Origin of the sequence: Nocardia sp. NBC_01388 (assembly GCF_045040085.1) — a bacterium.
Taxonomy (GTDB): domain Bacteria; phylum Actinomycetota; class Actinomycetes; order Mycobacteriales; family Mycobacteriaceae; genus Nocardia.
This window is the reverse complement of record NZ_CP109553.1, coordinates 2755523-2777352: the sequence shown is the minus strand read 5'-3', so window position 1 is coordinate 2777352 and position 21830 is coordinate 2755523. Positions and strand designations below refer to the sequence as shown.

The 21830-nt window shown below is 66.7% G+C and carries 24 protein-coding genes and 1 pseudogene; 15 read left to right on the top strand and 10 right to left on the bottom strand.

Annotation, left to right across the window (positions count from 1 at the left end; translation table 11 throughout):
• Window positions 1-22: 22 nt before the first annotated feature.
• The 4 genes from OG716_RS13600 to OG716_RS13585 form a co-directional block, all read right to left on the bottom strand.
• A complete protein-coding gene (locus OG716_RS13600; RefSeq protein ID WP_405138000.1) occupies window positions 23-1291 on the bottom strand; it encodes a lipase family alpha/beta hydrolase in 1269 nt (422 codons plus the stop codon).
• A 170-nt stretch (window positions 1292-1461) separates the two neighbouring features.
• Window positions 1462-2355, bottom strand: coding sequence for an NAD(P)H-dependent flavin oxidoreductase (locus OG716_RS13595; RefSeq protein ID WP_405139673.1), 894 nt, complete (start codon window positions 2353-2355; stop codon window positions 1462-1464).
• 442 nt (window positions 2356-2797) lie between these two features.
• Window positions 2798-3754, bottom strand: coding sequence for an SDR family NAD(P)-dependent oxidoreductase (locus tag OG716_RS13590; RefSeq protein WP_405137999.1), 957 nt, complete (start codon window positions 3752-3754; stop codon window positions 2798-2800).
• Between the two features lie 100 nt (window positions 3755-3854).
• Window positions 3855-4439, bottom strand: coding sequence for a flavodoxin family protein (locus OG716_RS13585; protein ID WP_405137998.1), 585 nt, complete (start codon window positions 4437-4439; stop codon window positions 3855-3857).
• Between the two features lie 141 nt (window positions 4440-4580).
• Between OG716_RS13585 and OG716_RS13580 the strand changes: the two genes are divergently transcribed.
• Window positions 4581-5381, top strand: coding sequence for a TetR/AcrR family transcriptional regulator (locus OG716_RS13580; protein ID WP_405137997.1), 801 nt, complete (start codon window positions 4581-4583; stop codon window positions 5379-5381).
• Window positions 5382-5592: 211 nt separating this feature from the next.
• Window positions 5593-5874, top strand: a complete 282-nt coding sequence (locus OG716_RS13575; protein ID WP_405137996.1) for a tyrosine-type recombinase/integrase — start codon at window positions 5593-5595, stop codon at window positions 5872-5874.
• Here the strand turns inward: OG716_RS13575 and OG716_RS13570 are convergent.
• Entirely contained in the window at window positions 5846-6988 is a 1143-nt protein-coding gene (locus OG716_RS13570) for an acyl-CoA dehydrogenase family protein (protein ID WP_405137995.1), read from the bottom strand. The genes OG716_RS13575 and OG716_RS13570 overlap by 29 nt on opposite strands.
• Window positions 6989-7056: 68 nt before the next feature.
• Here OG716_RS13570 and OG716_RS13565 point away from each other — a divergent pair, with 68 nt between their 5' ends.
• Window positions 7057-7650, top strand: coding sequence for a TetR/AcrR family transcriptional regulator (locus OG716_RS13565; RefSeq protein ID WP_405137994.1), 594 nt, complete (start codon window positions 7057-7059; stop codon window positions 7648-7650).
• Window positions 7651-7745: 95 nt separating this feature from the next.
• Window positions 7746-9224: an FAD-binding oxidoreductase gene (locus OG716_RS13560; protein ID WP_405137993.1), complete on the top strand. Its 1479-nt coding sequence runs from the start codon at window positions 7746-7748 to the stop codon at window positions 9222-9224.
• A gap of 7 nt (window positions 9225-9231) precedes the next feature.
• Here the strand turns inward: OG716_RS13560 and OG716_RS13555 are convergent, their stop codons facing one another.
• Window positions 9232-9978, bottom strand: a complete 747-nt coding sequence (locus OG716_RS13555; protein WP_405137992.1) for a S1 family peptidase — start codon at window positions 9976-9978, stop codon at window positions 9232-9234.
• A gap of 103 nt (window positions 9979-10081) precedes the next feature.
• Between OG716_RS13555 and OG716_RS13550 the strand changes: the two genes are divergently transcribed.
• Together OG716_RS13550 and OG716_RS13545 are read left to right on the top strand one after the other, a co-directional pair.
• The gene (locus OG716_RS13550) at window positions 10082-10573 is read left to right on the top strand and encodes a pyridoxamine 5'-phosphate oxidase family protein (protein ID WP_405137991.1); all 492 of its coding nucleotides are present in this window, start codon (window positions 10082-10084) and stop codon (window positions 10571-10573) included.
• Window positions 10573-11421 (top strand): annotated as a pseudogene (locus OG716_RS13545) (helix-turn-helix domain-containing protein); the annotation flags it as partial. The gene OG716_RS13550 and the pseudogene OG716_RS13545, both read left to right, overlap by 1 nt.
• Window positions 11422-11443: 22 nt before the next feature.
• On the opposite strand, the gene OG716_RS13540 reads toward OG716_RS13545, so the two are convergent.
• Window positions 11444-11836, bottom strand: coding sequence for a VOC family protein (locus OG716_RS13540; protein WP_405137990.1), 393 nt, complete (start codon window positions 11834-11836; stop codon window positions 11444-11446).
• Window positions 11837-12244: 408 nt separating this feature from the next.
• Between OG716_RS13540 and OG716_RS13535 the strand changes: the two genes are divergently transcribed.
• The 5 genes from OG716_RS13535 to OG716_RS13515 all read left to right on the top strand — a co-directional run bounded on the left by OG716_RS13535 (window position 12245) and on the right by OG716_RS13515 (window position 16614).
• The gene (locus OG716_RS13535) at window positions 12245-12376 is read left to right on the top strand and encodes a hypothetical protein (RefSeq protein ID WP_405137989.1); all 132 of its coding nucleotides are present in this window, start codon (window positions 12245-12247) and stop codon (window positions 12374-12376) included.
• 599 nt (window positions 12377-12975) lie between these two features.
• Window positions 12976-13449 carry a roadblock/LC7 domain-containing protein gene (locus OG716_RS13530; RefSeq protein WP_405137988.1) on the top strand — a complete coding sequence of 158 codons (474 nt, stop codon included), beginning with the start codon at window positions 12976-12978 and terminating at the stop codon, window positions 13447-13449.
• Window positions 13450-13502: 53 nt separating this feature from the next.
• Window positions 13503-13874, top strand: coding sequence for a hypothetical protein (locus tag OG716_RS13525; protein ID WP_355130433.1), 372 nt, complete (start codon window positions 13503-13505; stop codon window positions 13872-13874).
• Window positions 13875-14101: 227 nt separating this feature from the next.
• On the top strand, window positions 14102-14632 hold the full coding sequence (locus OG716_RS13520; protein ID WP_405137987.1) for a hypothetical protein: 531 nt from the start codon (window positions 14102-14104) through the stop codon (window positions 14630-14632).
• A 473-nt stretch (window positions 14633-15105) separates the two neighbouring features.
• Complete coding sequence (locus OG716_RS13515) at window positions 15106-16614, top strand: AMP-binding protein (RefSeq protein WP_405137986.1); 1509 nt, start codon at window positions 15106-15108, stop codon at window positions 16612-16614.
• 24 nt (window positions 16615-16638) lie between these two features.
• Here OG716_RS13515 and OG716_RS13510 read toward each other — a convergent pair whose 3' ends face one another.
• Window positions 16639-17322 carry a class I SAM-dependent methyltransferase gene (locus OG716_RS13510; RefSeq protein ID WP_405137985.1) on the bottom strand — a complete coding sequence of 228 codons (684 nt, stop codon included), beginning with the start codon at window positions 17320-17322 and terminating at the stop codon, window positions 16639-16641.
• Window positions 17323-17680: 358 nt separating this feature from the next.
• Between OG716_RS13510 and OG716_RS13505 the strand changes: the two genes are divergently transcribed.
• The gene (locus tag OG716_RS13505) at window positions 17681-17992 is read left to right on the top strand and encodes a DUF4190 domain-containing protein (protein ID WP_405137984.1); all 312 of its coding nucleotides are present in this window, start codon (window positions 17681-17683) and stop codon (window positions 17990-17992) included.
• An 82-nt stretch (window positions 17993-18074) separates the two neighbouring features.
• Entirely contained in the window at window positions 18075-18293 is a 219-nt protein-coding gene (locus OG716_RS13500) for a CsbD family protein (RefSeq protein ID WP_405137983.1), read from the top strand.
• A gap of 30 nt (window positions 18294-18323) precedes the next feature.
• Here the strand turns inward: OG716_RS13500 and OG716_RS13495 are convergent, their stop codons facing one another.
• Window positions 18324-19139 (bottom strand): hypothetical protein, encoded by an 816-nt coding sequence (locus tag OG716_RS13495; RefSeq protein ID WP_405137982.1) that lies wholly within the window; start codon window positions 19137-19139, stop codon window positions 18324-18326.
• Window positions 19140-19160: 21 nt separating this feature from the next.
• The gene (locus OG716_RS13490) at window positions 19161-19988 is read right to left on the bottom strand and encodes a DUF3097 domain-containing protein (protein ID WP_355130467.1); all 828 of its coding nucleotides are present in this window, start codon (window positions 19986-19988) and stop codon (window positions 19161-19163) included.
• Window positions 19989-20117: 129 nt separating this feature from the next.
• On the opposite strand from OG716_RS13490, the gene OG716_RS13485 reads away from it, so the two are divergent.
• Window positions 20118-20549, top strand: coding sequence for an NfeD family protein (locus OG716_RS13485; protein ID WP_355130469.1), 432 nt, complete (start codon window positions 20118-20120; stop codon window positions 20547-20549).
• Entirely contained in the window at window positions 20549-21820 is a 1272-nt protein-coding gene (locus OG716_RS13480; protein WP_405137981.1) for an SPFH domain-containing protein, read from the top strand. Before OG716_RS13485 ends, OG716_RS13480 begins: the two co-directional genes overlap by 1 nt.
• Window positions 21821-21830: the final 10 nt, after the last annotated feature.

Sequence of the window (21830 nt, the reverse complement as noted above, 5' to 3'; positions counted from 1 at the left end):
CGCTCGATCACGTTGATGGAAACTATGATTCGTCGCCCCGCGAGGGCGTAGTCGACGTGATCGACACTGCGGGCCAGTCGCCGAGCCAGTTCCGGAGAGCGCTGTAGACCGCCTCGTGGTTGAGCAGGCTGAAATGGTTCGCGCCGGTCAGGTGCAGGCCGTTGGCGTCGTCGAATCCGAGGCGCCGGGCACGGTTTCGCCCGGACCCGCTGCTGGGCAGGACCAGGCCGTCGCCGATGAGGCGGCCGAGCGGGTGTCGTGGACTGCGGGTGATGGATGCGGTGACGAAATAATGGTCGGCGCCGGACAGGAGCGGAACCTCCTGAATAGCTTTGCGCCGCAGGGTATCCACATCGAGGTCCTGCCAGTCCTCGTCCACCAGTGAGCCCTGGCGCAGATCGCGGATTCCGGCACTGCGCCGGCGCAGCAGGCGGGCGAACGGGCGGGTCTCGGGCACTTGGTCCAGGACTGCGGAAGCGTAGTGGACAAACTGTTCGAGGGGCGCGCCCAGATGCGGGGAACCCAGGCAGACGATCTGGCGGACTCGGCGCACCCAGTCCTGCTGTTCGCCGTCCGCTTCGTGGCACGCGCCGCGTGCGATCAGGCCACCCATCGAATGGCAGACCAGGGCGATCTCCTGCACCTCGACCGGCCAGTGCGCGAACAGTTCCCGCAGGAGTGTGTCGAGCTGGCGGGCGTTCTCGGCGATGCGCAAGCCGCTGTTGTATCGCACCATCAGGGTGGTGCGGTCGAGATCGGAGTCGAGTCGCTCGGCGTAACTGGGCCGTCCGCCGAGGCGCCACGCATGCTCGGTCTCCACCAGCCCATGGAGGAAGACCACGATCCGCGGACGCGGATTCGCCACCACCGCACCGAGGCCTCGCGGGCCGACAGGTTTCCCGTCGACGCGAAAAGTCATGGGCGAGGCCAGGATCGGCCGCTCCTGCTCGAGATTGTCGCCGATCAGCCCCTGGAGTGTGGCAATCAGGCCCGATCCGTACACGGTGCGCGAGGGAGTGGGAAGGCCGGGGAGCTCCGCCGCGAGTTCCGCCACTGAGCCGACCGCGGCCGCGCCTGCGCTCGCCACCCGGTACACCCCCGAGGTGATGGCATCGTGCACAGTCTTGACCGGCCGCGCGGCCGGGCCGATGCCCCACGACACCGCCGCGAATACATGATCGCTGACCGCTCGGTGCATGGTCCCGATCCCGTCGATCGCACCCCCGAGTTCATCGCCAGCGAGATGCGCGAGTGCTCGGATCTCCGCTCGCCGCCGCATCGACTCCACCATGGATTCAGTGTACGAGTGTGCACTGAATGATGCCCGCCGGTGGGAGCTATGTGCGCCACTCCACTGACCAGGGTGAGGAGCGGCTCGATTCAAGCGGTGCTCCCGGGTATTCGGACCTCGATGTCACCGCGGCCGAGGATTCGTCCGCGCTATGTGGCGGCCGACCTCGCTCAGCGGTTGCTCGGCAGAAGTTGCGCGGCGCCGGCGCACAGTCGTTCGATCGCTAACCCTGCTGGTTCGATGTCGATGACCATTCCGACCCCTTGCCCGGCATCCACCGGTGCCACGCGGGGCTGGTCGCCGATGACAGCGGCGGCGAGTTCCTTTTTGGCACGACTGTTTTGGGCTAGTTCCGGTTCTCTGCCACTCCAGCGCGCGGAGAACTCGTTGCGCAGGACTCGGGCGGGGAACTTCGACGGCCAGGGCAATTCCATGCCGATATCGAAAACTCTGGTCACGGTGGTGTCGGTGCCCTGCGCGGCAACCATGGCTTGGCGGGCTCGTGGCGAGAGCAGCGATTCTGAGCATGCGGCCAGGCAGGTGCCGAGCCAGGCGCCACTGGCACCGGCGGCCAGGACCGCGGCCAACGTTGCCGCGGAGCCGATACCGCCAGCGGCCAGCACTGGCACAGAAACAGCGCTTAGGACAGTGTCCAGCAGCGGTAACGTCGCCATTCGCGGTGCACCGTGTCCACCGCCCTCGGTGCCACGGGCGACCAAGACCTCAACACCGGCATCAGCGGCGCGCCGCGCGTCTACATCGTCATAAACCTGTGTCGCCGTGATGATTCCGGCAGCGCGTACTCGCTCGACCCAGGACAGGTCCTCACCGAAGCTGATCGAGATCAACCTCGGCTGTGCTGCGATAGCCGCGTCCAGCAATTGCGGATGCGCGCTCGCCACCCAGTCGACAAGTCCGATTCCGAACGAGGCGCTGACCTCGTGCACATACGGAAGTTCGCGTTCGAGGGCAACGGCCGAGCCGGCGCTTCCCATGCCGATCATCCCTAGGGCGCCAGCGGCCGACACTGCCGCGGCGAGCCGTCCACCGGCTACGCCGCCCATAGGGGCGTTGGCCACCGGTACCCCGAGTCCCAGGCGGCGTGACCATTCGGTTGCCAACGCGGGTGCCGTCGATGTCAGGTTCGTCCCGGTGTGGGGCGTGCTGGAGTTCACGGGAATATCCCAGCACATCGCTCTGCTGAGAACTCCAGTGCCCGTCGCACCACACGGACCGAAAGTGCGCCGGGCCAAGGCGGTACGTTCACGCTCTTTCTCCCGATCGCGCGCCCGGAATTCCAGGAGGGTATCGATGGGTTCGGGTCATTGCACCCGATCCCGCGACCTGTTCAAGTGCCTGTCCCTGCCCCCATGCTCCGAGCTCGGAGACCGCGTGCCCCCAATGCGAGAACCGGCCGCAGCGTTCGGTGGCCCCCTGCCTGGACGTCTCGATGGCGAATAGAGAGTTCGCCGTTTTCGACTGGGTGTAGGCAATCTGTGGGTCGAATCAGGACTGTCTTGCTGATCGTAGGCGGGGCTCCTTCGCGGGCAACGGGAACGGATCGAGACCGGTGAGCGCCGAACTGGCGGACCATAATTCGGCGGCGGTGCCGGGGTCGGTCATGTGCGCTCGGGGCGTCTCCCGGTGTGCTTGTCCGCGAAGGCCGAAAACCCTTGGCCCCCAAAGTTCCCCGCCGTTGATATCGGTGTCCAGGACAGCTCGCGTGATCGCTCGGGCCCCCGCGTGCTTGCCGTGCAACACCATCCCTGTGGGTAGTCCGCGGATTCGCTGGGACGTGGTGCGGACGAACAGCGGTGGCCGCGACGGAGTCAGCGAGTCCAGCGCGCCGCCGGGATGGACGACGATGCTGGCGGTGGTGGCGCCGCGTGCCCCCAGGCGTCGATCCAGTTCGAAGCCGAACAGCATCTGAGCCAGTTTCGATCTTCCGTAGCTGCGCTTGGGCCGATAGTCGTGCTCCGATTGCAGATCCGCAAGTTCGAGCCGCTCCGATCGCGCGGCGAAGCTTCCCACGGTGATCACCCGGCTGTTCTCGGTGGCGGTCAGGACAGGCTCCAGGTGGGCCACCAGGGCGAAGTGTCCGAGATGGTTTGTCGCGAACATCAATTCGTGGCCTCGGGTGTTGACGCGGCGGGCCGGACCCGAGGTCATCACCCCGGCGTTGAGTACGACCGCGTCCAGTCTCTCGACACCGAGGTCGGCCACCGTCCCGGGCATCGAAGAGAGATCCGCCAGATCCAGGCGCACCGATCGCAGCCGAGCGTCCGGAACTCGTGCACGAATTGTCTGTGCCGCGAGCTCGGCCTTGGCCGTGTCACGGCAGCCCAGCACCACTGTGGCGCCACCGGCCGCGAGCTGCTCGGCGACGAAATACCCGATGCCTGCGCTGGCGCCGGTAACCAGAACCGTCTTTTCCTCGGCCCGTCGGCCGATATGCCATGTCATGCTGTCGAGCCTCACTGTCCGCGCTTGCACCACGCTCACATTCCGCTGGCGCCTCACCTCAGGGGGATTGGTGGCTGCCACAACACTTCTGTCCGTAGCTCTATGACGCGACCGGATGCTGGTAGCGCAGCGCTTGGGTTGCGACCCGGGCACCGAGGTGGTGCGCGGTGGTTATGTCGGCGGTGTGGACGGCGTCCGGGCCCTGGTCATTCCAGGTTTGAGCACCCGCGCCCAGGTAGAACCCGAGCCGGTTGTCATCGTGTTCACTGCCGGTGGTGGTATTCCAGCCAGGCAGCAAGCCCAGGCTGACCCAGTGCATGCCGTGTTGCGCCGCCAGCAGTGCCAGGTACTGCAGCGTGTGCAGCTTGTCGCCACTCATCGACCCGGAGTTGGTGAAACCGGACGCGAGTTTGTCCAGCCATTGCTGGGTCATCCAGCGCTTGGAGGTCGCTTCGGCGAATGCGTGGAACGCCCCGGATGCCGACCCCATATAGGTCGGTGTTCCGAAGATGATCGCGTCACCGGCATCGAGGATCGCCCACTTGGCGTCGGTCATATCGGCGACGTCGACCATGTCGGCGCGGGCCTCGGGCACCGACTCGATACCGTCGCGAACGGCCTTGGCGAGCTCGAGGGTGTGCCCGTAACCGGAGTAGTAAGCGATGGCGACATGAACGGATGGCATGTTGGAGCCTTTCGGTGGTCGGCGAGAGAGATCTCTGGCGGGTTGTATGTCACTTCCGGCTCTCGCCGCGTTGACGTTGATAACGGTATGACCGTTACAGTGTCATTGTCAACGTCAACACTTTTCAGTTATCATCGACACATGTCATCAGGCGATCGACGCAGCGGCTCGGACGATCAGCGCGAGCACATCCTGGGCGCGGCGGTGAAACTACTCGGCGACGCCGGGCCATCAGGGCTGTCCACCCGGGCGGTCGCGACAGCGGCTGGAGTGCAGACACCGACCCTGTATCGGTTGTTCGGCGACAAGGACGCACTGCTCGACGCGGTGGCCAGCTTCGGTTTCGAGAGCTACCTCGCCGAGAAGCGTGCGTTCATCCCTAGCCAGGACCTGGTCGAGGATCTGCGCCGAGGCTGGGAGACGCATGTGGAGTTCGGCTTGGCCAACCCCGCCATCTACGCGCTGATGTACGCCAACCTACGACCGGACCACCACCCCACGGCAGTAACGGAAAACCGGGCCATCCTGCGCGGCATGCTCGAACGCGCCAACGAACAAGGGCTGCTCCGGGTACCGGTCGAGGCAGCCATGGTAGCCATCGAGGCGTCCACGACCGGTGCGGTCCTGCACCTGCTGGCCCAGCCGGAACGGGCGCGGGACGCCCAGCTGATCCGGCCACTGCGCGACATCGTGCTCGACGCCCTCACCGAGCAAGACGCACCCCGCGCCGATGACCCCATCGCCGATCGCGCCCAGTCACTACTCGGAATCATCACCCCCGCCGGCAATGCCGACCCCGCGACAGACGCAGGCTTCAGCGTCTTCGAAGCCGGCCTGCTGCGCGAATGGCTCACACGGCTCAACGACGCCTGCCGACCCCGCGGACAGCAGCATCTCGATAACCATTCCGCGTGTCCGACAACAACATCCTCAGGCTCGTAGGCTGAGCTCATCGAAACGCCCCATATCGGCTCCCATGCCGCGCTGTTCGGAAGGGCAGCGCAGCGCCTCGGAAATCAACCGGCAGCCATCTATCTGGCACGGGCCGAACACTGTGCCGTCTGCAGTGAATCCCCAGTGAGTCGGGCCAGCCGCCGCAGGGGTGTCCGTTCACGCCGGAGGTGGACTAACCTACGCGCGGAGAGCGGATGGCATGCCCGCTCTCCGGCACTATTTTGCCTCGGTGTTGCTGTCGATGGGTTGCTCCGTGAAGGAGTTGGCGGAGTTCCTCGGCCACAACGACCCGGGGTTCACCCTGCGCACGTACACCCATCTGGTGCCGTCGAGCCTCGATCGTGCACGGTCGGCCATCGACGCCGCGCTCGGCCGGATCGATCCGCCGACGGCCTGCAGACGGCCTGGGCAGGTGAATCGCGGTAGCGCGCGGGTGCTGCGACCGCGGAGAATCAGCCGTCTACCAGGCTCCTCGCGATGACAAGCCGCTGAATCTGGTTGGTGCCCTCGAAGATCTGGGTGATCTTGGCTTCCCGCATATACCGCTCGACCGGGAAGTCCTGGGTGTAGCCGTAGCCGCCGAGGACCTGGACGGCGTCGGTGGTGACCTTCATGGCGGCGTCGGTGGCGATGAGTTTCGCGACGCTGGCCTGGCGGGAGTAGGGGAGGCCGGCGTCGCGGCGGCGGGCGGCGTCGAGGTAGGTGGCGCGGGCGGAGTCGACGGCGGCGGCCATATCGGCGAGCACGAAGCCGAGGCCCTGATGGTCGATGATGGCGCGGCCGAAGGCTTCTCGCTCCTTGGCGTAGGCGACGGCATCGTCCAGGGCGCGCTGGGCGATGCCGGTGGCGACGGCGGCAATGCCGAGGCGGCCGGAGTCGAGCGCGCCGAAGGCGATCGAAAGTCCTTGGCCGGGTGCGCCGATGAGACGGTCGGCGGGGACGAAGGCGTCGTCGTAGGCCGCGGTGGTGGTGGGGACGGCGCGCAGGCCCATCTTCTCCTCGGGCTTGCCGAAGGACAGACCCTCGGTATCCGCGGGGACCAGGAAGCAGGAGATACCGCGCGAGCCCTCACCGGTGCGGGCGAAGAGCGTGTAGTAATCGGCCTTGCCGCCGTTGGTGATCCACGCCTTGGTGCCGGTGATGCGGTAGCCGCCGTCGGTCTCGGCGGCCCGGCACCGCAGCGCGGCCGCATCGGATCCGGCATGCGCCTCGGACAGGCTGTAGGCGCCGATCAGGTTGCCGGACAGCATCTCCGGCAACCAGCGCTCCTGCTGCTCCGGGGTTCCGTACCCGAACAGCGGATGGCAGGACAGGCTGTGCACGCTCACCGCGACCGCCACGGCGGCCCAGCGCGCACCCAGCTCCTCGAGCACCTGCAGATACACCTCGTACGGCTGCCCGCCACCGCCGAATTCCTCGGGATACGGCAGGCTCAGCAGCCCAGCCCGGCCGAGCGCGCGGAAGGCTTCCTCGGGATAGCGCTCCTGCTTCTCGTAGGCGGCGGCATTCGGTTCCAGCACCTTGTCCGCGATCTCGCGGGTGAGCTCGAGGAGGTCACGGGCTTCGGACGTGGGCAGCAGGCGGTCGACGGGCATGGTCGAGACATTACGACCAGCACCCAATTGCGTGCAAGGCAGCACGCAATTACAGCTAGACTGACGCGGTGTCAGCCGCCCTGCCCCCGAACAAACACCAGGAAAAGAGCCTGCGTACGCGGGCACTGCTGCTGGACGCCGCCATCGACAGCCTCGCCGAGGTCGGCTACGCCAGCGCGTCCATTGCCGATATCACCGCCCGCGCGGGCGTGACGCGGGGCGCGCAGCTGCACCACTTCCACACCCGGCAGGAATTGTTCGCGCAGACCATCGAACATCTGACCCAGCGGCAGCAGGAGGCCTTGCAGCGGCGGGTGCGGACACTGGGCGCGGCATCGGCGGGGGAGATCCTGGTGCAGTTGGTGACCGCACCGTTCGCGGGAAAGCTGGGCAAGGCGGCGGTCGAGCTCTACGTCGGCATCGCCAATGAGCGTGAGCTGCGCCGGAATATGCTGCGTGTGCAGCACGAACTGACGGTCGAACTCCTCGGCGCGTGCGCGCAGCGCATCGATGTCTCTCCCGAACGCCTCGAATCGGCCTTCTGGCTGACCATCAATCTGGTGCGCGGTGCGACCCTCGATGAAATGGTCGGGCGGGATCGATTGCGGCGCAAGCAGGTTCTCGCCGACTGGGCGCGCATGGCCGACGGCCTGCTCGCCTGAAACGGGATGCCTGACGGCCGCGATACACCGGCCGTAAGGACGTTCTGAATACTGCCCGGTGGAGCCCGGGCGCAGCCTCGGGGGAGGGCATCGCCATGGCGATGAATCGGCGGAGCATGTTGCGCGCCACCGCATTGGGTACGGTATGCGCCGGCCTGGGATTACGATCGATATCCGGTGGTGCACCGGAATCAGCTGCGGGACAGGTGGATTGGAATGTGCTGCGGCAGCGACTCACCGGGACACTCACGCTGCCCGCGGATTCGGACTATGCGACCGCGAAACTGGCCTTCAACCCGCGCTTCGACGACCGCAACCCGGCTGCCGTCGTGCGCAGTGCGAACGCCGCGGATGTGCAGGCGTGTGTCGCCGTCGCGGCGGAGTGCGCCCTGCCGATCGCGGCCCGCAGCGGCGGCCACAGTTACGCCGGATACTCCACACCTGACGCCGGACTGATTGTCGATGTGGGAGCGATGAATTCGGTGCAGGTCGCCGCGGATGGCACCGCCACGATCGGCGCGGGCGCGCGCCTGATCGACGTGTACGCGGGCCTGGCTCAGGCGGGGCGCTGCCTGCCGGGCGGTTCCTGCCCCACGGTCGGCATTGCGGGACTGACCCTCGGCGGCGGTCTCGGCGTGCTGGCGGGCAAATACGGATTGACCTGTGACAACCTGCTTTCCGCGCAGATCGTCACCGCGGACGGCGTGCTGCGCAGGGCTGCCGCGGATTCCGAACCGGATCTCTACTGGGCGCTACGCGGCGGTGGCGGCGGGAATTTCGGCGTCGTCACCGAATTCACCTTCCGGACGGTCGAGGCCCCGCAGCTGGCGGTCTTCCAGGTGCGATTCCCGGATGGAGCATTGACCGAGGTGCTGGGCGCCTGGCAATCGTTCACCCGATCGGCCCCGGACGAATTCTGGTCCACCCTGGGCATTTCCGCCGGGAGCCCACCCTCGTGCCGAATCAATGGCTGCTACGTGGGGACCGAGGGCGATATGAACGCACTCCTCGACAAGCTGGTGGCGGCCACCGGATCGCACATCACCAATCGGTACTCCCTATCCCTGGACTACCTCTCGGCAATGAAGTATTTCGGCGGCTGCGCGAATTATTCGACGGAACAATGCCATCCGAGCTGGAATGGCGGCGGTGTGCTCGGCCGGGAATCGTTCACCGCCTCGTCCCGGGTGCTGACCCAGCCCCTGGCGGACCCGAGCCGGCTCACCGATATGCTCACCGGGCGCGAGGGCATGGACATTCTCCTGGACAGTCTGGCCGGGGCCGCAGGCCGAATCGGGGCCTGTGACACCGCTTTCCCGTATCGCGGCGCACTCGCGACCGCGCAGATCTATGTCGGTGCGACCACCGCCGACGCGCGCACGGCGGTGAGCGAGGTCCGGGACGCGCTGGGCACCCTGGTCGGCAATACTGGGTTCGTCAACTACATCGACCACGACCTGTCGGACTGGTCGACGGCCTATTACGGCGGTAATGCGCTTCGACTGCGCCGCATTGCTGGACAGTACGACCCACACTGCGTCTTCGGTTTCGATCAGTCGGTGACGAAGATGTGAGCTGTTCTCAGAACGGCGCGGGCAGCCGGGTGTAGACGCCGGGGAATCCCGCCTCGGCCGCGCCCCGGCCCCACGAGGTGAGTCCGACCAGCTTGCCGTCATCGCCGAGTAGTGGCCCGCCACTGTCGAAGTCGCCGGTATCGGCCTTGGTCGACCCGGCGCAGACCATCTCTCGTGCATCGAACGCACCGGGATAGGCGTGGGCGCAGTCGGCATCGGTCGCGAACGGTACGGTCGCTCCGCGCAGGCGGATATTCGAGCTGTCGCTGTCGGAGGTGCCGCCCCAGCCGAGCACGGTGGCCGAACTGCCCTGCGGCGCGGCGATCTGCACGGCCGGCTGACCCTGCGGCTGAGTCAACGTCAGCACGGCGATGTCGTGGTGATACACCAGCACCCCGTCCACGTCGTCGGTGCGAAAGTCCGGATCGATACGCACCGCGGTCACGGTCGCGGTGACCCCGTCCCCGGACTGCAGATCCGAGCGCCCGAAGGTGACCGTCAGCCATTCCGGCAGTTGCTGCGCGACCTGCACACAGTGCGCCGCTGTCAGCACTTGATCGGGTGCGATGAGCGCGCCGCCGCAGAACTGCCCGGACGGGCGTGCGAGGTGGAACAGCGGGCTGCCCACCGCCGCGAGCCACGGGTACGCGGTGGCCTGCACCTCACCGCCGCCGACCACCGCACCGGCGGACCCGGGGATCAGGCAACCGATGAGTACCGCGGTGACGACCGCGATCCGGCGAGGGAAAAACACCAGCGCACCTTCCGCGATCGAACGACCAGAACAGTTCATTCAAACAGACTCACCGCCGGTGTGCGGACCGGCAGTTGTCGGTGGTCCTGCGTATCGTCGCAATATGACGTCTTGGACCGAGTTCGCCGAGGCCGCGCCGCGCATCGCCGAGATCTTCACCCGCCGTCACGCCGCCACCGGCAATCTGTGCCTGCTGGCCACCCTGCGCGCGGACGGTTCGCCGCGCATCAGCCCGCTGGAACCCCGCGTTTTCGAGGGTGAACTATGGCTGGTCGGCATGCCCGGCACCACCAAATTCCAGGATCTGGCGCGCGATCCGCGCTTCTGCCTGCACACCGCCACCGTCGATACCGAGGTCACCGACGGTGATGTGAAGCTGTTCGGCGCGGTGCACGATGTGCGGGATCCGGTGCTGCATCAGCGCTGGGCGGAGGATCTCTTCGCCGAGTCCGGTTTCGACCTGCGCGGGGAGGTCTTCGACCAGTTCTACGCCGCGGATATCACCGGCGCCTCCGCCGTCGAGGTCGGGAACGGCCACATGGATGTCACCATCTGGAAGCCCGGGCGGCCGGAACATGTGGTGCGCAAGCACTGATGGGCGCGGAAAGGCCGATGGGCACGGCAATGCGGAGTCATGACATGCAATATTGCAGCGAATGCAATACGGCAGGAGCTGCATTCGCGCATGAGGTGCCGAACAAGGCCTCCCACAACGGTTTTCGTGAGTCGCCACCTGCGGATCTACCGGATGCCGCGGATGTGTATGTGCCGCAGGATTATCGGGAACGCCCCTCCGGCATTCCGGGCGCGGTAGTTTGGACGCGTGACATCACGGCCGACTCGACCGCTCCGGTCCTGCCAGACGGCTGTATGGATCTGCTGTGGATCAACGGTCGACTCATGGTGGCAGGCCCCGACACTCGCGCACATCACCCGAGCCTCGGTGGCAACCCGCAAGTGTCCGGCATCAGATTCTTCCCCGGCACGGCTCCGGCATTGCTGGCGATCCCCGCGCCCGAATTCCGCAATGCGCGAGTGGATATGGCTGCCGTCTGGAGTCCCGCCCTGCATCGCCATGCCATCGACCTCCTCACCACCGCGTGCACTCCCACGGCAGGTTTGGAAGCGGTAGCCCGATGGCGCTCTACCGGCGCAGATCCCGTGGCCCCCGCCATGATTCGCATAGTGACCGAACTCCGCGCGGGCACCCGCGTTGCCGATCTCGCCGACACCCTCGGTCTGGGCACCCGCCGCCTGCACCGCATGTCCCTGGAGGCCTTCGGCTACGGCCCCAAAACCCTCGCCCGCATCCTGCGCATGCAACAGGCCTTGGCCCTGGCCCGCTCCGGCACGCCCCTGGCCGTCACCGCCGCCCAGACCGGCTACTCCGACCAGTCCCACCTCTCCCGGGAAATCAAAGAATTGGCCGGAGTTCCCCTGACCCAACTTTTACAGCGGTTAGCCTTCACCCAAGCGCCGCATACAAATCCACCCCATTCCCATCCGGATCGTGCACGGTCGCATACCGCTGCCCCCAGAACGCATCGAACGGCTTCAACTCGCCGTGATATCCCGCCCCCACCAATTCCTCGAATATCGCATCGACCTCACCGGTCGTCCCGCAGCGGAACGCCAGGCCCATCCGCCCGCCGCCGCTCCCGGCACTCCACTCCGGATGGAACGACCGAACCGTCGCCTCCGTATCCAATGCCAGCCTGATCCCACCCGCGAGCACCGCCTCGACATGCGGTTCATTGTCCGAACCCGCCGCGAACCCGACCCCGAGTCGCCGATAGAACGCCAGCGACGCACCCATATCGGCAACAACAATTCCGATCACATCCAATTGAAGAGTCATACCCGAACCGTAGGCCCGCCCGCGCCCCGCTGTCTTGAACAAATCGGACGCAGCGTGTCGGCCGACCACCGCTGTCCGGTCGATCGGCCGTTCCTGCGGTGAACGGGGCGCTACTCCCTCGGGGCACTCGAGATTCCGAGCGAACAGGTCATCGAAATCGCAACCGGCGGGCGAGGGGACTTCCGACAGCGGAACTCGCGACCGGCGGAAATTCGCCGGCGAAAGGTGTTCAGCCGCAGCACTTGCAATCCTCGCCGTTGCTCGGGCTGTTCGGGCCGGGTGCTGGGGGAGCGGGACAGCAGGTGTTCCCGCGTCAGGCATCGAGGCCTTCCTTGGCCGCGATGACCGCGATCACGAGCGCGGCGAGGTGAGTTCGTAGGTGGCCGACAGACCTCCTCGGAGGTCGCTGTGATCGGCAGCACCGAGGTGGTTCGCGCCAAGTTGCGCACCATCGAACAACTCGGCATCGACGAATCCATCGAGGACATCCTCATCTCCCTGTCGAGCCGGTACCACGTCATCCGGCCCATGGCCGGATGACGTTCCCGCGGGATCCTCTACCTGATCTTGGACCGAACCACCTCCAACCTGGCTCCGGCTCGTCACCGTCTCCGCGCCATCGAGCAGACCCTCGAAATCTGATCCGGACGTAGACATCACACCTCGTGCGACAGCCCTTGCGTGCCTTTGGTTTCGACACCACCCGTAGATCGGGGTCATCTGGACTGGATCCGGAAACGGTGACTGCTCGACGCCGGAGTGGGAATTCTGCAGCAGAGTAGCTGCGCATTCGCCATCGCCCCGCTATGCTGTAAATGCCTAGCCAATGTAGCGAAACCATCACTGCCACAGGGGAGCCGGTCGGGACCGAGCTGCCGGTCCAGGTTGCCGAGATCGTTCGGAACCGATGCTGCAGCGGAACTGTCCGGTTTCGGTTCGAATGGAACGGCAGTGCGAGTGCGCGCGAATGGCGCAGCAACCCAGCAGGATTCACCCTCAACGATGGAATGCGCTGCGTGCGATACGGATGACGCCCGCGGCCGAGCAGATCTCATTCACAAGCGGGTTGTCCGAATAGTCGGCGTCGATCGCGGTGGGACGGATGACCTCGGGGAACGGTCCAGGAAGGGGCGATTTGTTTGCACTCTCACCCGGAATCGCCGAGTAGTGACATCGAAGCCCACCTATCGGGATTGCGACAGCGCGTTCCCCACCTGGTCGGCGCGGTCGTGGCGTCGAGTGATGGTTTGCTGATCGCAGCTGATCTACCCGAGACGATCGAGCCCACCGGTATCGCAGCCCTTGCGGCCGCGCAGCTTTCGCTATCGCTGACATTCGTTGCCACGACCCATGGTTCGAACCTGCACGAGGTGACCATCGACAGCGGCGGCGGGCACGTGGTCGTCTACGCCGCGGGACCGGCCGGGCTGCTGACGGTTCTGACCGACACCGACGCCGTCTTGGGGCGGGTGCATCTGGAAGCGCGCCCGGCCGCCCGGGCGATCGCGAATCTGTTGACCCCGGCCTTCGTGCCGGCGGAAGTGATGATGACCGGCAGTGGATTCGCACTCACGTCCAACGGATCCCGTCCCGAGGTTCCGAAAATCCACTGAGCCGCACCACAATTCCCACTGAGCCGCAGCACAATGCGGGAGAGAGGCGAGCGATGTCGAACCTGGATGTGGCATTGAAGGACATGATGACCATCGACGGCGCGCTGGGCGCGGCGGTCGTCGACTACACCAGCGGGATGACTCTGGGCACAGCCGGAGGTTCCCGGACACTTGATCTTCAGGTCGGCGCGGCCGGCAATACCGAGGTGATGCGCGCCAAGATACGCACGATCGAGCAGCTGGGCCTGAACGAGGGGATCGAGGACATCCTGATCACCCTGTCCGGTCAGTACCACATCCTGCGCCCGCTGAGCGCCCAGCGTTCCACCGGCCTGTTCCTCTACCTGGCGCTGGACCGCATGCGTGCCAATTTGGCTCTCGCCCGCCATCACCTGCGCAAAATCGACGGCGAACTGGAGATCTGACCGACGGTCAGCCCAGGGGACACGGAGTCTCGTCGAACTGCTTCCCCGACTACGAATCATGGGGTTTGGGCGGGGCCGGCCCGGGTAGCCGCGAAAGAGGATCGGAAACTGGGTGGTGAGGCTGCTTCACCTGCCCCGCAAGGGTATTGGAGGCGATCGGGATGCCACGGTGCCCGTCGCGGATGACACGGATTCGACGAATGGCGCCGTGGGGCCGCAATCCCCTGATGCGTGCTTCGGACCGATTCGAAGGATCGATCTGCCTCCTGATCGTGATGGTCATGGTGGCCGCGATACCGATCTCGCTGCTTATCGCCTGTGCCACCCACTCATCCGCGGTGGCGCGAATTCGTCTCGACGATGGGGGCAAGGTGCCGGCGACCGCGACGGTCATCGCGGAGCCGCCGCACGGGCCGGTCGTGGCGGGGGTGGCGCCCGGGCGTCCGCAGGCGCCGGTGCGATGGAACGAGCGCGGCCGCCTCATTCAGGTGGTGACGGAGGTTCCCGCGGCGGCGAAAGCCGGTGATCGGATCACGTTGTGGCTCGCGCCGGATGGGCATCCGACGGCTCCGCCGCGGCCGCTGGATGCGGCCGTGATCGAGGGAGTGGGTACGGGATTCGCGACGCTGCTCGGCATGTGGCTCGGTGCGGGCATCCCGTACGTGCTGACCGGCTTTGCGCTCAGCCGGCATCGCAGCGTCGCCTGGGCGCGGGAGTGGTCGCATATCGGCGGTGCGGTCAGACATCGCAAGCAATGATCGGAAACGTACGAGCTGCGTCCGGCCGGGGCATGGCGGCAAATCCTCAGCTTAGTATTGGAGATAGGTCTCCAATATTCCGGAATTGTCCACGCGTTCTTCGCTATTCGCGGGAAGCTCGGGCAGCTGTTCGCCTGGGACCGCCCCGGCTCCGGCGTCGGGACCCGGCTACACACACTGCGCGACAGACTCCCCGCGGACCTGCGTGAGACTCCGCCCGGACCGGACCCGCGCACGATTCCGTTCAGCTCGGTGCATCTCACCGACGACGAGTGGGTATCGGAGAGCGCCAACCGCACCGTGCACCGATTACTCGTTCTGACCTGCAGCCTCTCGAGGTAGCCGCACGCGACGCGGAGAAGTCCGGTGGGCCGAGCTCGATGAGCGGCGGCCTGTGGTGTTGTGCGGAGATCACGGCTCTGAGCCGTCGTAGACTCGAACTCCGCGCGTGCGCAACCGTTCGGAGGACACCTATGCAGTTTCCGCTCACCGTCAACGACTTCCTCGATCGTGCGTTCACCGTGTATCCGGATCGGGTGGCGATCGTCGACGAGCCTGATCAACCGGCGGCGTCCTGGGGTGAGATCACCTATGCGCGGCTGCGTGCGCGGGCCAGGGCGCAGGCGGGTGCGCTGGACGGTTTGGGGGTGCGACCGGGCGCCCGGGTGGCGGTGGTGTCGCAGAACTCCGCGCGGCTGCTGAGCAGTTTCTTCGGTGTGAGCGGGTGGGGGCGGGTGCTGGTGCCGGTCAATTTCCGGCTCGGCGGGGATGAGATCGCCTATATCGTCGAGCATTCCGGCGCCGAGGTGGTGATGGTGGATCCCGCGCTGAAGTCCGTGCTCGACGAGGTCGATTGCCGGGTGAAGTTCGTCTTCGGGGACGATGACGACAAGATCTGGGCGGCGGGCGCCGAACCTGATGCCTGGCAGGAGATTTCGGAGTCGGCGACCGCGACGATCAATTACACCTCCGGGACCACCGCCCGGCCCAAGGGGGTGCAGCTCACCCATCGAAACCTGTGGCTCAATGCGACCGTGTTCGGCTGGCATACCGGCGTGAACGACCGCGATGTGTACCTGCACACCCTGCCGATGTTCCATGCCAATGGCTGGGGGCAGCCGTTCGCGGCGACCGCGATGGGTGTCAAGCAGGTGGTGATCCGCCAGATCGACGGTGCGGAGATCCTGCGGCGCATCGACGAGCACGGTGTCACCTACCTGTGTGCCGCTCCCGCGGTGATCAGCGCGGTATTGGAGGCGGCCCGCACCTGGGACGGCCCGATCCCCGGTCGTGATCGGGTGCGGGCCATCGTGGCCGGCGCGCCGCCGCCCACCCGGGTGATCGAGCAGGTGCGCAGTGAGCTCGGCTGGGAGTTCATCCAGATCTACGGCCTCACCGAAACCGCACCGCTGCTGACCATGTCGCGCATGCGCGCCGAATGGGATGAGCTGCCCCCGCCCCAGCAGGCCCGGCTGCTCGGCAGGGCGGGCGCACCCGCACTGGGTGTGCGGATCGATATCGACGCCACCGGCGAGATCCTCGCACAGTCCAATCACAACCTGCTCGGTTACTGGAACAACCCGGACGCGACCGCGGAGGCGTTGGCGGGCAACTGGTTTCACACCGGCGACGGCGGCACCCTATCCGATGGTTATCTGACGATTACCGATCGCAAGAAGGACGTGATCATCACCGGGGGAGAGAACGTGTCCTCCATCGAGGTCGAGGATGCCCTGCTGCTGCACGATGCGGTCCGCGAAGCCGCGGTTATCGGCATCGCCGACGAGAAGTGGGGTGAACTGGTCACCGCCCTGGTCGTGACCGCCACCCCGGTCACCGCCGAGGAACTCATCGCTCACTGCCGCACCCATCTGGCCGGATACAAGTGCCCCAAGCGCATCGAATTTCGTACCGAACTGGCCCGCACCGCCACCGGCAAGCTGCAGAAATTCAAACTGCGCCAGCAATTCTCGGCCGAGTGATCGGCCACAACCGTGCCGGGCCCGTCAGGATTCGGCGTGGCGGTGGCCGGTCGGAGTCTGGGTGATCCGCCACAGGCGGTGCGGTAGATCGCCCTCTGTCACCGTTCGGATATCGCGCAGGCCCCAGCCCTCGGCGAGGTCGACTACGAGATAACGCGGGAAGAAATGCACGGCGAGGCCGTCGTGTTCGAAAGTGTCGTCCCCGTGGGCGATTCCGACGCAGAAGTCGGGGTCGCCGGTGTGGCGGACCGTGTAGACGAAGGTGCCGCCCGGCCGCAGCACCCGGCGGATCTCGCCGACCAGATCGGTAATCTCACCGGTGGACAACGCCATGCACAGCAGCAGGTGTGCGAACACGGCATCCACGGACGCATCGGCCAGGGGTAATGGCTGTCGTACCTCGAGCACCGCCGTCCGCAGGTTGTGCAGCCCCTCCGCGGCAGCCTGCTCGCCGAGCTGTTCGATGCCGGCATCGCTGAAATCCGTTGCCTGTACCGCGAATCCGAGCCGCGCGAAGTGCAGGCTGTCGCGGCCCTGCCCGGCGCCCAACTCCAGGACGTCATGTGCGCCCGCTGTGCGGAACACCTCGGCCGCATACCGCGCGGGGGCCGACGGCTCGTCGCCGTACATCCGTGGATGAGCGCTGTACATCTGCTGCCAGTACTCGTGCTGGATTCCGGCCAGCTTCCGGTCCTGTCCCTGCATCATCGTGAGGTCATTGTTTGCAGTTGATCGATCCGCTCTTCGGTGCGAGGTCAGGGCCATTCGTTCGGGCCGGGGGCGAGCCTGGCGAAATCGGCCTCGGAGGTGGCGCCGGTAGTGTGCATTGGGCAGTCCTTCTCACGCGACATCGCGGGTCGGGCCCGGAACGCGCAGCGTTGAGCCTCGATCCGCTGATACTTCCAGTACACGCTGCTCGGAGACCAGTGTCAACGATGTAGATCTACAGTGACCGCGAGTCGGTCGGGCGGTCGTGATGATCGTGCGACCCCCGCCCGGCAATCCGCTGGTTGCCACTGGGCGCGGCTCGCTTCGATATGGCCGATTTCCGCTGTAGGTTCACGAGATGTTCGATCCCTACGGTTCGCAGCTCAACGGTCCCGTAATGTGGTCGCGACCGCAGCACGGCCCGCAGGAGCATCCGCACGCCATGATGGTGCTGATCCTGGGTGTGCTCGGGGTGTTCTGCTGCGGGGCGTGCGCGCCCGTCGCGTGGGCCCTCGGCGCCCGATCCCTCCGGGAGATCGATGCCTCCGGCGGTATCTACGGCGGCCGGCACCAGGTCATGATCGGCCTCGTCCTCGGCATCATCGGCACCATCATCATGGTCGCCGGCGGCATCCTGTTCCTCCTGCTCGTCATCGGAGGCCGCAGCTGACCGGCGGCACTGATTCGATCGAGAAGTCCGGGGTAGTTCCCGAGTAGAGGTGTCCAGCACCGATATTCGACAAGGACGGGCGATGAGTAACACCAATAAGATCAGAAACAAGTTCGACCGATTGACCGGCCAGGCAAAGCAGTTCGCCGGAGAAACCCTCGGCGATCGCCGCATGGCCGGAGCAGGTCGCCGCAAACAGCTCGAGGCTGACCTCAAAGACGTGGGTGAAAAGCTCAAGGACGCAATCGGCTCCGGCCGCACCCGCCGCACGAGACGACCACGCACCGACACCAAGCGATAAGAGCCGATGCGTCCGCAGGGCGCTGAGTACTCAGGGGCGGGCGTGGACCGCCGCCAGGCGGGCGGAGCGGATGGCGTTCCAAAGGGGGCGGAGGAGGGATTCCTGGGCGGCTATGGCGGTGGCCGAGGTGGGGGCGGAGGCGGGGGCCCGTTCGGCGACGGTGAGGATGGCCGCCACCTGGTCGGCGGTGTCGAGGATGCGGCGGGCGCGCAGGGGGAGGGAGTCGGGGTACTGGTGCTGGGAGTAGGCGGCCAGTTCGTCTTCGATGAGGTCACGGGGGCTGGGGCCGCCGGCATCGTCCACGCGGGTGGTCTGCAACTGCTGGAGGGCGTCGGCGGCATCCCGGACTGCCTGGCGCATAGTGTATTCGGCTTCGCCCAGCGGCATTTCGGGTTCGACGGTCCGGGGGATGGGGGTGGCGTAGACGCGCCACTGGAGGCTGTCGTCATCGGTCCAGACCGGGACCAGGCCGGTGCCGTCGGCGCCGGGGGAGCCGACGTAGAGCCCCTCACCGGCTTCGGTTGCGGCGGCGGCGAATTCGGTGCCGACCGGCAGACCGCGCACATCTCCGGAGACCGGCAGCACCAGGCGCAGCTGGGCCCCGGGCCCGGCCATGGCTTCGCGGATGAGCTTGAGCAGCACCATGATTCCCGCGCCGCGACTGGTATCGGCGGTTTCCTCGGCGGCCCAGGGCAATCCGGTGTGGCCGCCGGTGACGGGATCCCCGGCGGCGACGGTCTGGCGCTGCGCCCAGGCGCGCAGCGCATCCAGCACATCGTCGGGGGCGCTGCGGCCGGCGAGCCAGGATGCGGCCCAGACCGTCAGCGTGGCGCTCGGGGAACTCATGAACACAGGATAACTGGCGGGCTACTGCGGGTCGGTGACGAAATCGATCAGTCGTTCGACGGCGCCGATCAGCGGGGTCTCCAGGTCGCGAAAGGATTCCACGCCGTTGTAGACCCGCCGCCACCCTTCCTGCGGTGTGCCCCAGCCGAGGCGGCGGCATACGCCGGTCTTCCAGTCCTCACCGCGCGGCACGTCCGGCCAGGCCTCGATGCCGAGTACCGCCGGCCGAACCGCTTGCCACACATCGATATACGGGTGACCGGTGACCAGCACGTGCGGTCCCAATCCGGTGGTGAGGTGCGTCTCCTTGGAGCCTGTCACCAGATGGTCGACAAGTACGCCCACACGACTGCCGGGCCCGGGTTCGAATTCCCCGAGCCGCGCGCCGAGATGATCGAGCCCTTCGAGCTGTTCCACCACGACACCTTCGACCCGCAGATCGTGTCCCCACACCCGCTCCACGATCGCCGCGTCGTGCACACCTTCCACCCAGATCCGGCTGGCCCGCGCGACCCGGGCCCGCGCACCCTCGACCCGCGTGGATCCCGAGGCCGACCGGGTCGGCTGCTTGGGCGCCACCGCCGCCGGCCGCACCAGCGTCACCGGCTGCCCGTCGATCAGGAACGCCGCCTCGCGCAGCGCGAACAATCGCACCCGCCCGCCGCGATCCTCGAGTTTGACGAAGTCACCGTCGTAGGTCCGCTCGAAACCGATTACGGCGCCGCAGAATCCGCTGGCCGCGTCCTCCGCGACGAGATCGCGCTCGGCCACCACCTTCGGTATCTCACGCTTACGCGTCCGCGCATGCCCGGAGTAGATGTCGCCGCTGTAGATGTCACGCCCGCTCACCGCATCGAAGGTACCGGTCGAATAACGACATGCCTCGCTCCGACGCGCGAATTCGGCACGCCGCCCGAAACGGACCGCGCCCGGAGTCGATCTCCGGCCCAGCCGCTCGCGAGCGATTACTGTGGACTCGTGGCGGCAATTGTGTTTCTGGTCGCGGGGTTGCTCCTCGCGGCGGCGGAGATGCTCACGGGTGATCTCACGCTGCTCATGCTGGGCAGCGCGGCAGTGATCACGGCCGGGGTGAGCGGCCTGGCCGGCACCTCGCTGGTGGTGGATGCGGTGATCTTCGGTATCACCGCGGTTGCATTACTCCTGCTCGTTCGTCCACTCTTGTTGCGTCGCTACGCGATTCCACCGCCCACACCGACCGGTGTGGATGCGCTGCCGGGTAAGACGGCCCGGGTGCTCGAGGCGGTCGACGAGAACGGGGGGCGGGTGAAGCTGGGCGGTGAGGTGTGGAGCGCGCGCCCGTTCGAGCCGGGCGACCACTATCCGGAGGGTTCGACCGTCTACATCATGAGGATCGACGGCGCGCACGTCGTCGTGTGGAAGGGGCCCTAATGGCAGTACTCATTGTCGCCGTCGTACTGGTCCTGCTGGTGGTGGTTGTCGTCTTCAAGTCGGTGGCGCTGGTGCCGCAGGCCGAAGCGGCGGTCATCGAACGGCTGGGCCGTTATTCGCGCACCGTGTCAGGACAGCTGACGTTCCTGGTGCCGTTCGCCGATCGTGTTCGCGCCAAGGTGGATCTGCGCGAGCGGGTCGTCTCGTTCCCGCCGCAGCCGGTGATCACCCAGGACAACCTGACGGTGCAGATCGACTCCGTGGTCTATTTCCAGGTCACCAGCCCGCAGGCCGCGGTCTACGAGATCAGCAATTACATTGCCGCCGTGGAGCAGTTGACCATCACCACGCTGCGCAATGTCGTTGGTGGCATGACCCTCGAGGAGACGCTGACTTCGCGCGATCAGATCAACCATCAGCTGCGCGGAGTGCTGGACGAGGCCACCGGCCGCTGGGGCCTGCGCGTTTCGCGTGTGGAGCTCAAGGCCATCGATCCGCCGCCGTCGATTCAGGAATCGATGGAGAAGCAGATGAAGGCCGATCGCGAGAAGCGGGCCATCATCCTCACCGCCGAGGGCCAGCGCGAGGCGTCCATCAAGACCGCCGAGGGTCAGAAGCAGGCCGCGATCCTGTCCGCCGAGGGTGGCAAGCAGGCCGCGATCCTGTCGGCCGAAGGTGAGCGGCAGTCCCGCATCCTGCGCGCGCAGGGTGAACGCGCCGCCGCCTACCTGCAGGCGCAAGGTCAGGCCAAGGCCATCGAGAAGGTGTTCGCCGCCATCAAGAACGGCAAGCCGACGCCCGAACTGCTGGCCTACCAGTACCTGCAGACCCTGCCCGAGGTGGCGAAGGGTGATGCCAACAAGGTGTGGCTGGTGCCCAGCGATTTCGGCAAGGCACTGGAGGGTTTCGCCCGCAATTTCGGCACCAAGGGCGAGGACGGCACCTTCCGCTACGAGCCCAGCGCGGACGGTGGGCCCGCCGAGCGCGCCGAGGACGATTCCGACGAGGTGGCGGACTGGTTCGACACCGCGACCGATCCCGCTGCCGAGCGGGCGGTGCGGGCGGCGGAGGCCGATGCGCGGGTCCCGGCGGACCCGTCGGCGCTGCCCCCCACCACCAAGCCGCGGGAAACCCCACCGCTGCAACAGCGCCCGGATGCGACGCAGGCATTACCGCAGGATCCGCCGCAGCAGCAGTACCGCCAGGAACCGCCGGCCGGTGACCCGCGGTGGCAGCAGCCTCCGCCGCCGCCCCGGCCGCTGGGCCGCTAGCCCCGGAACT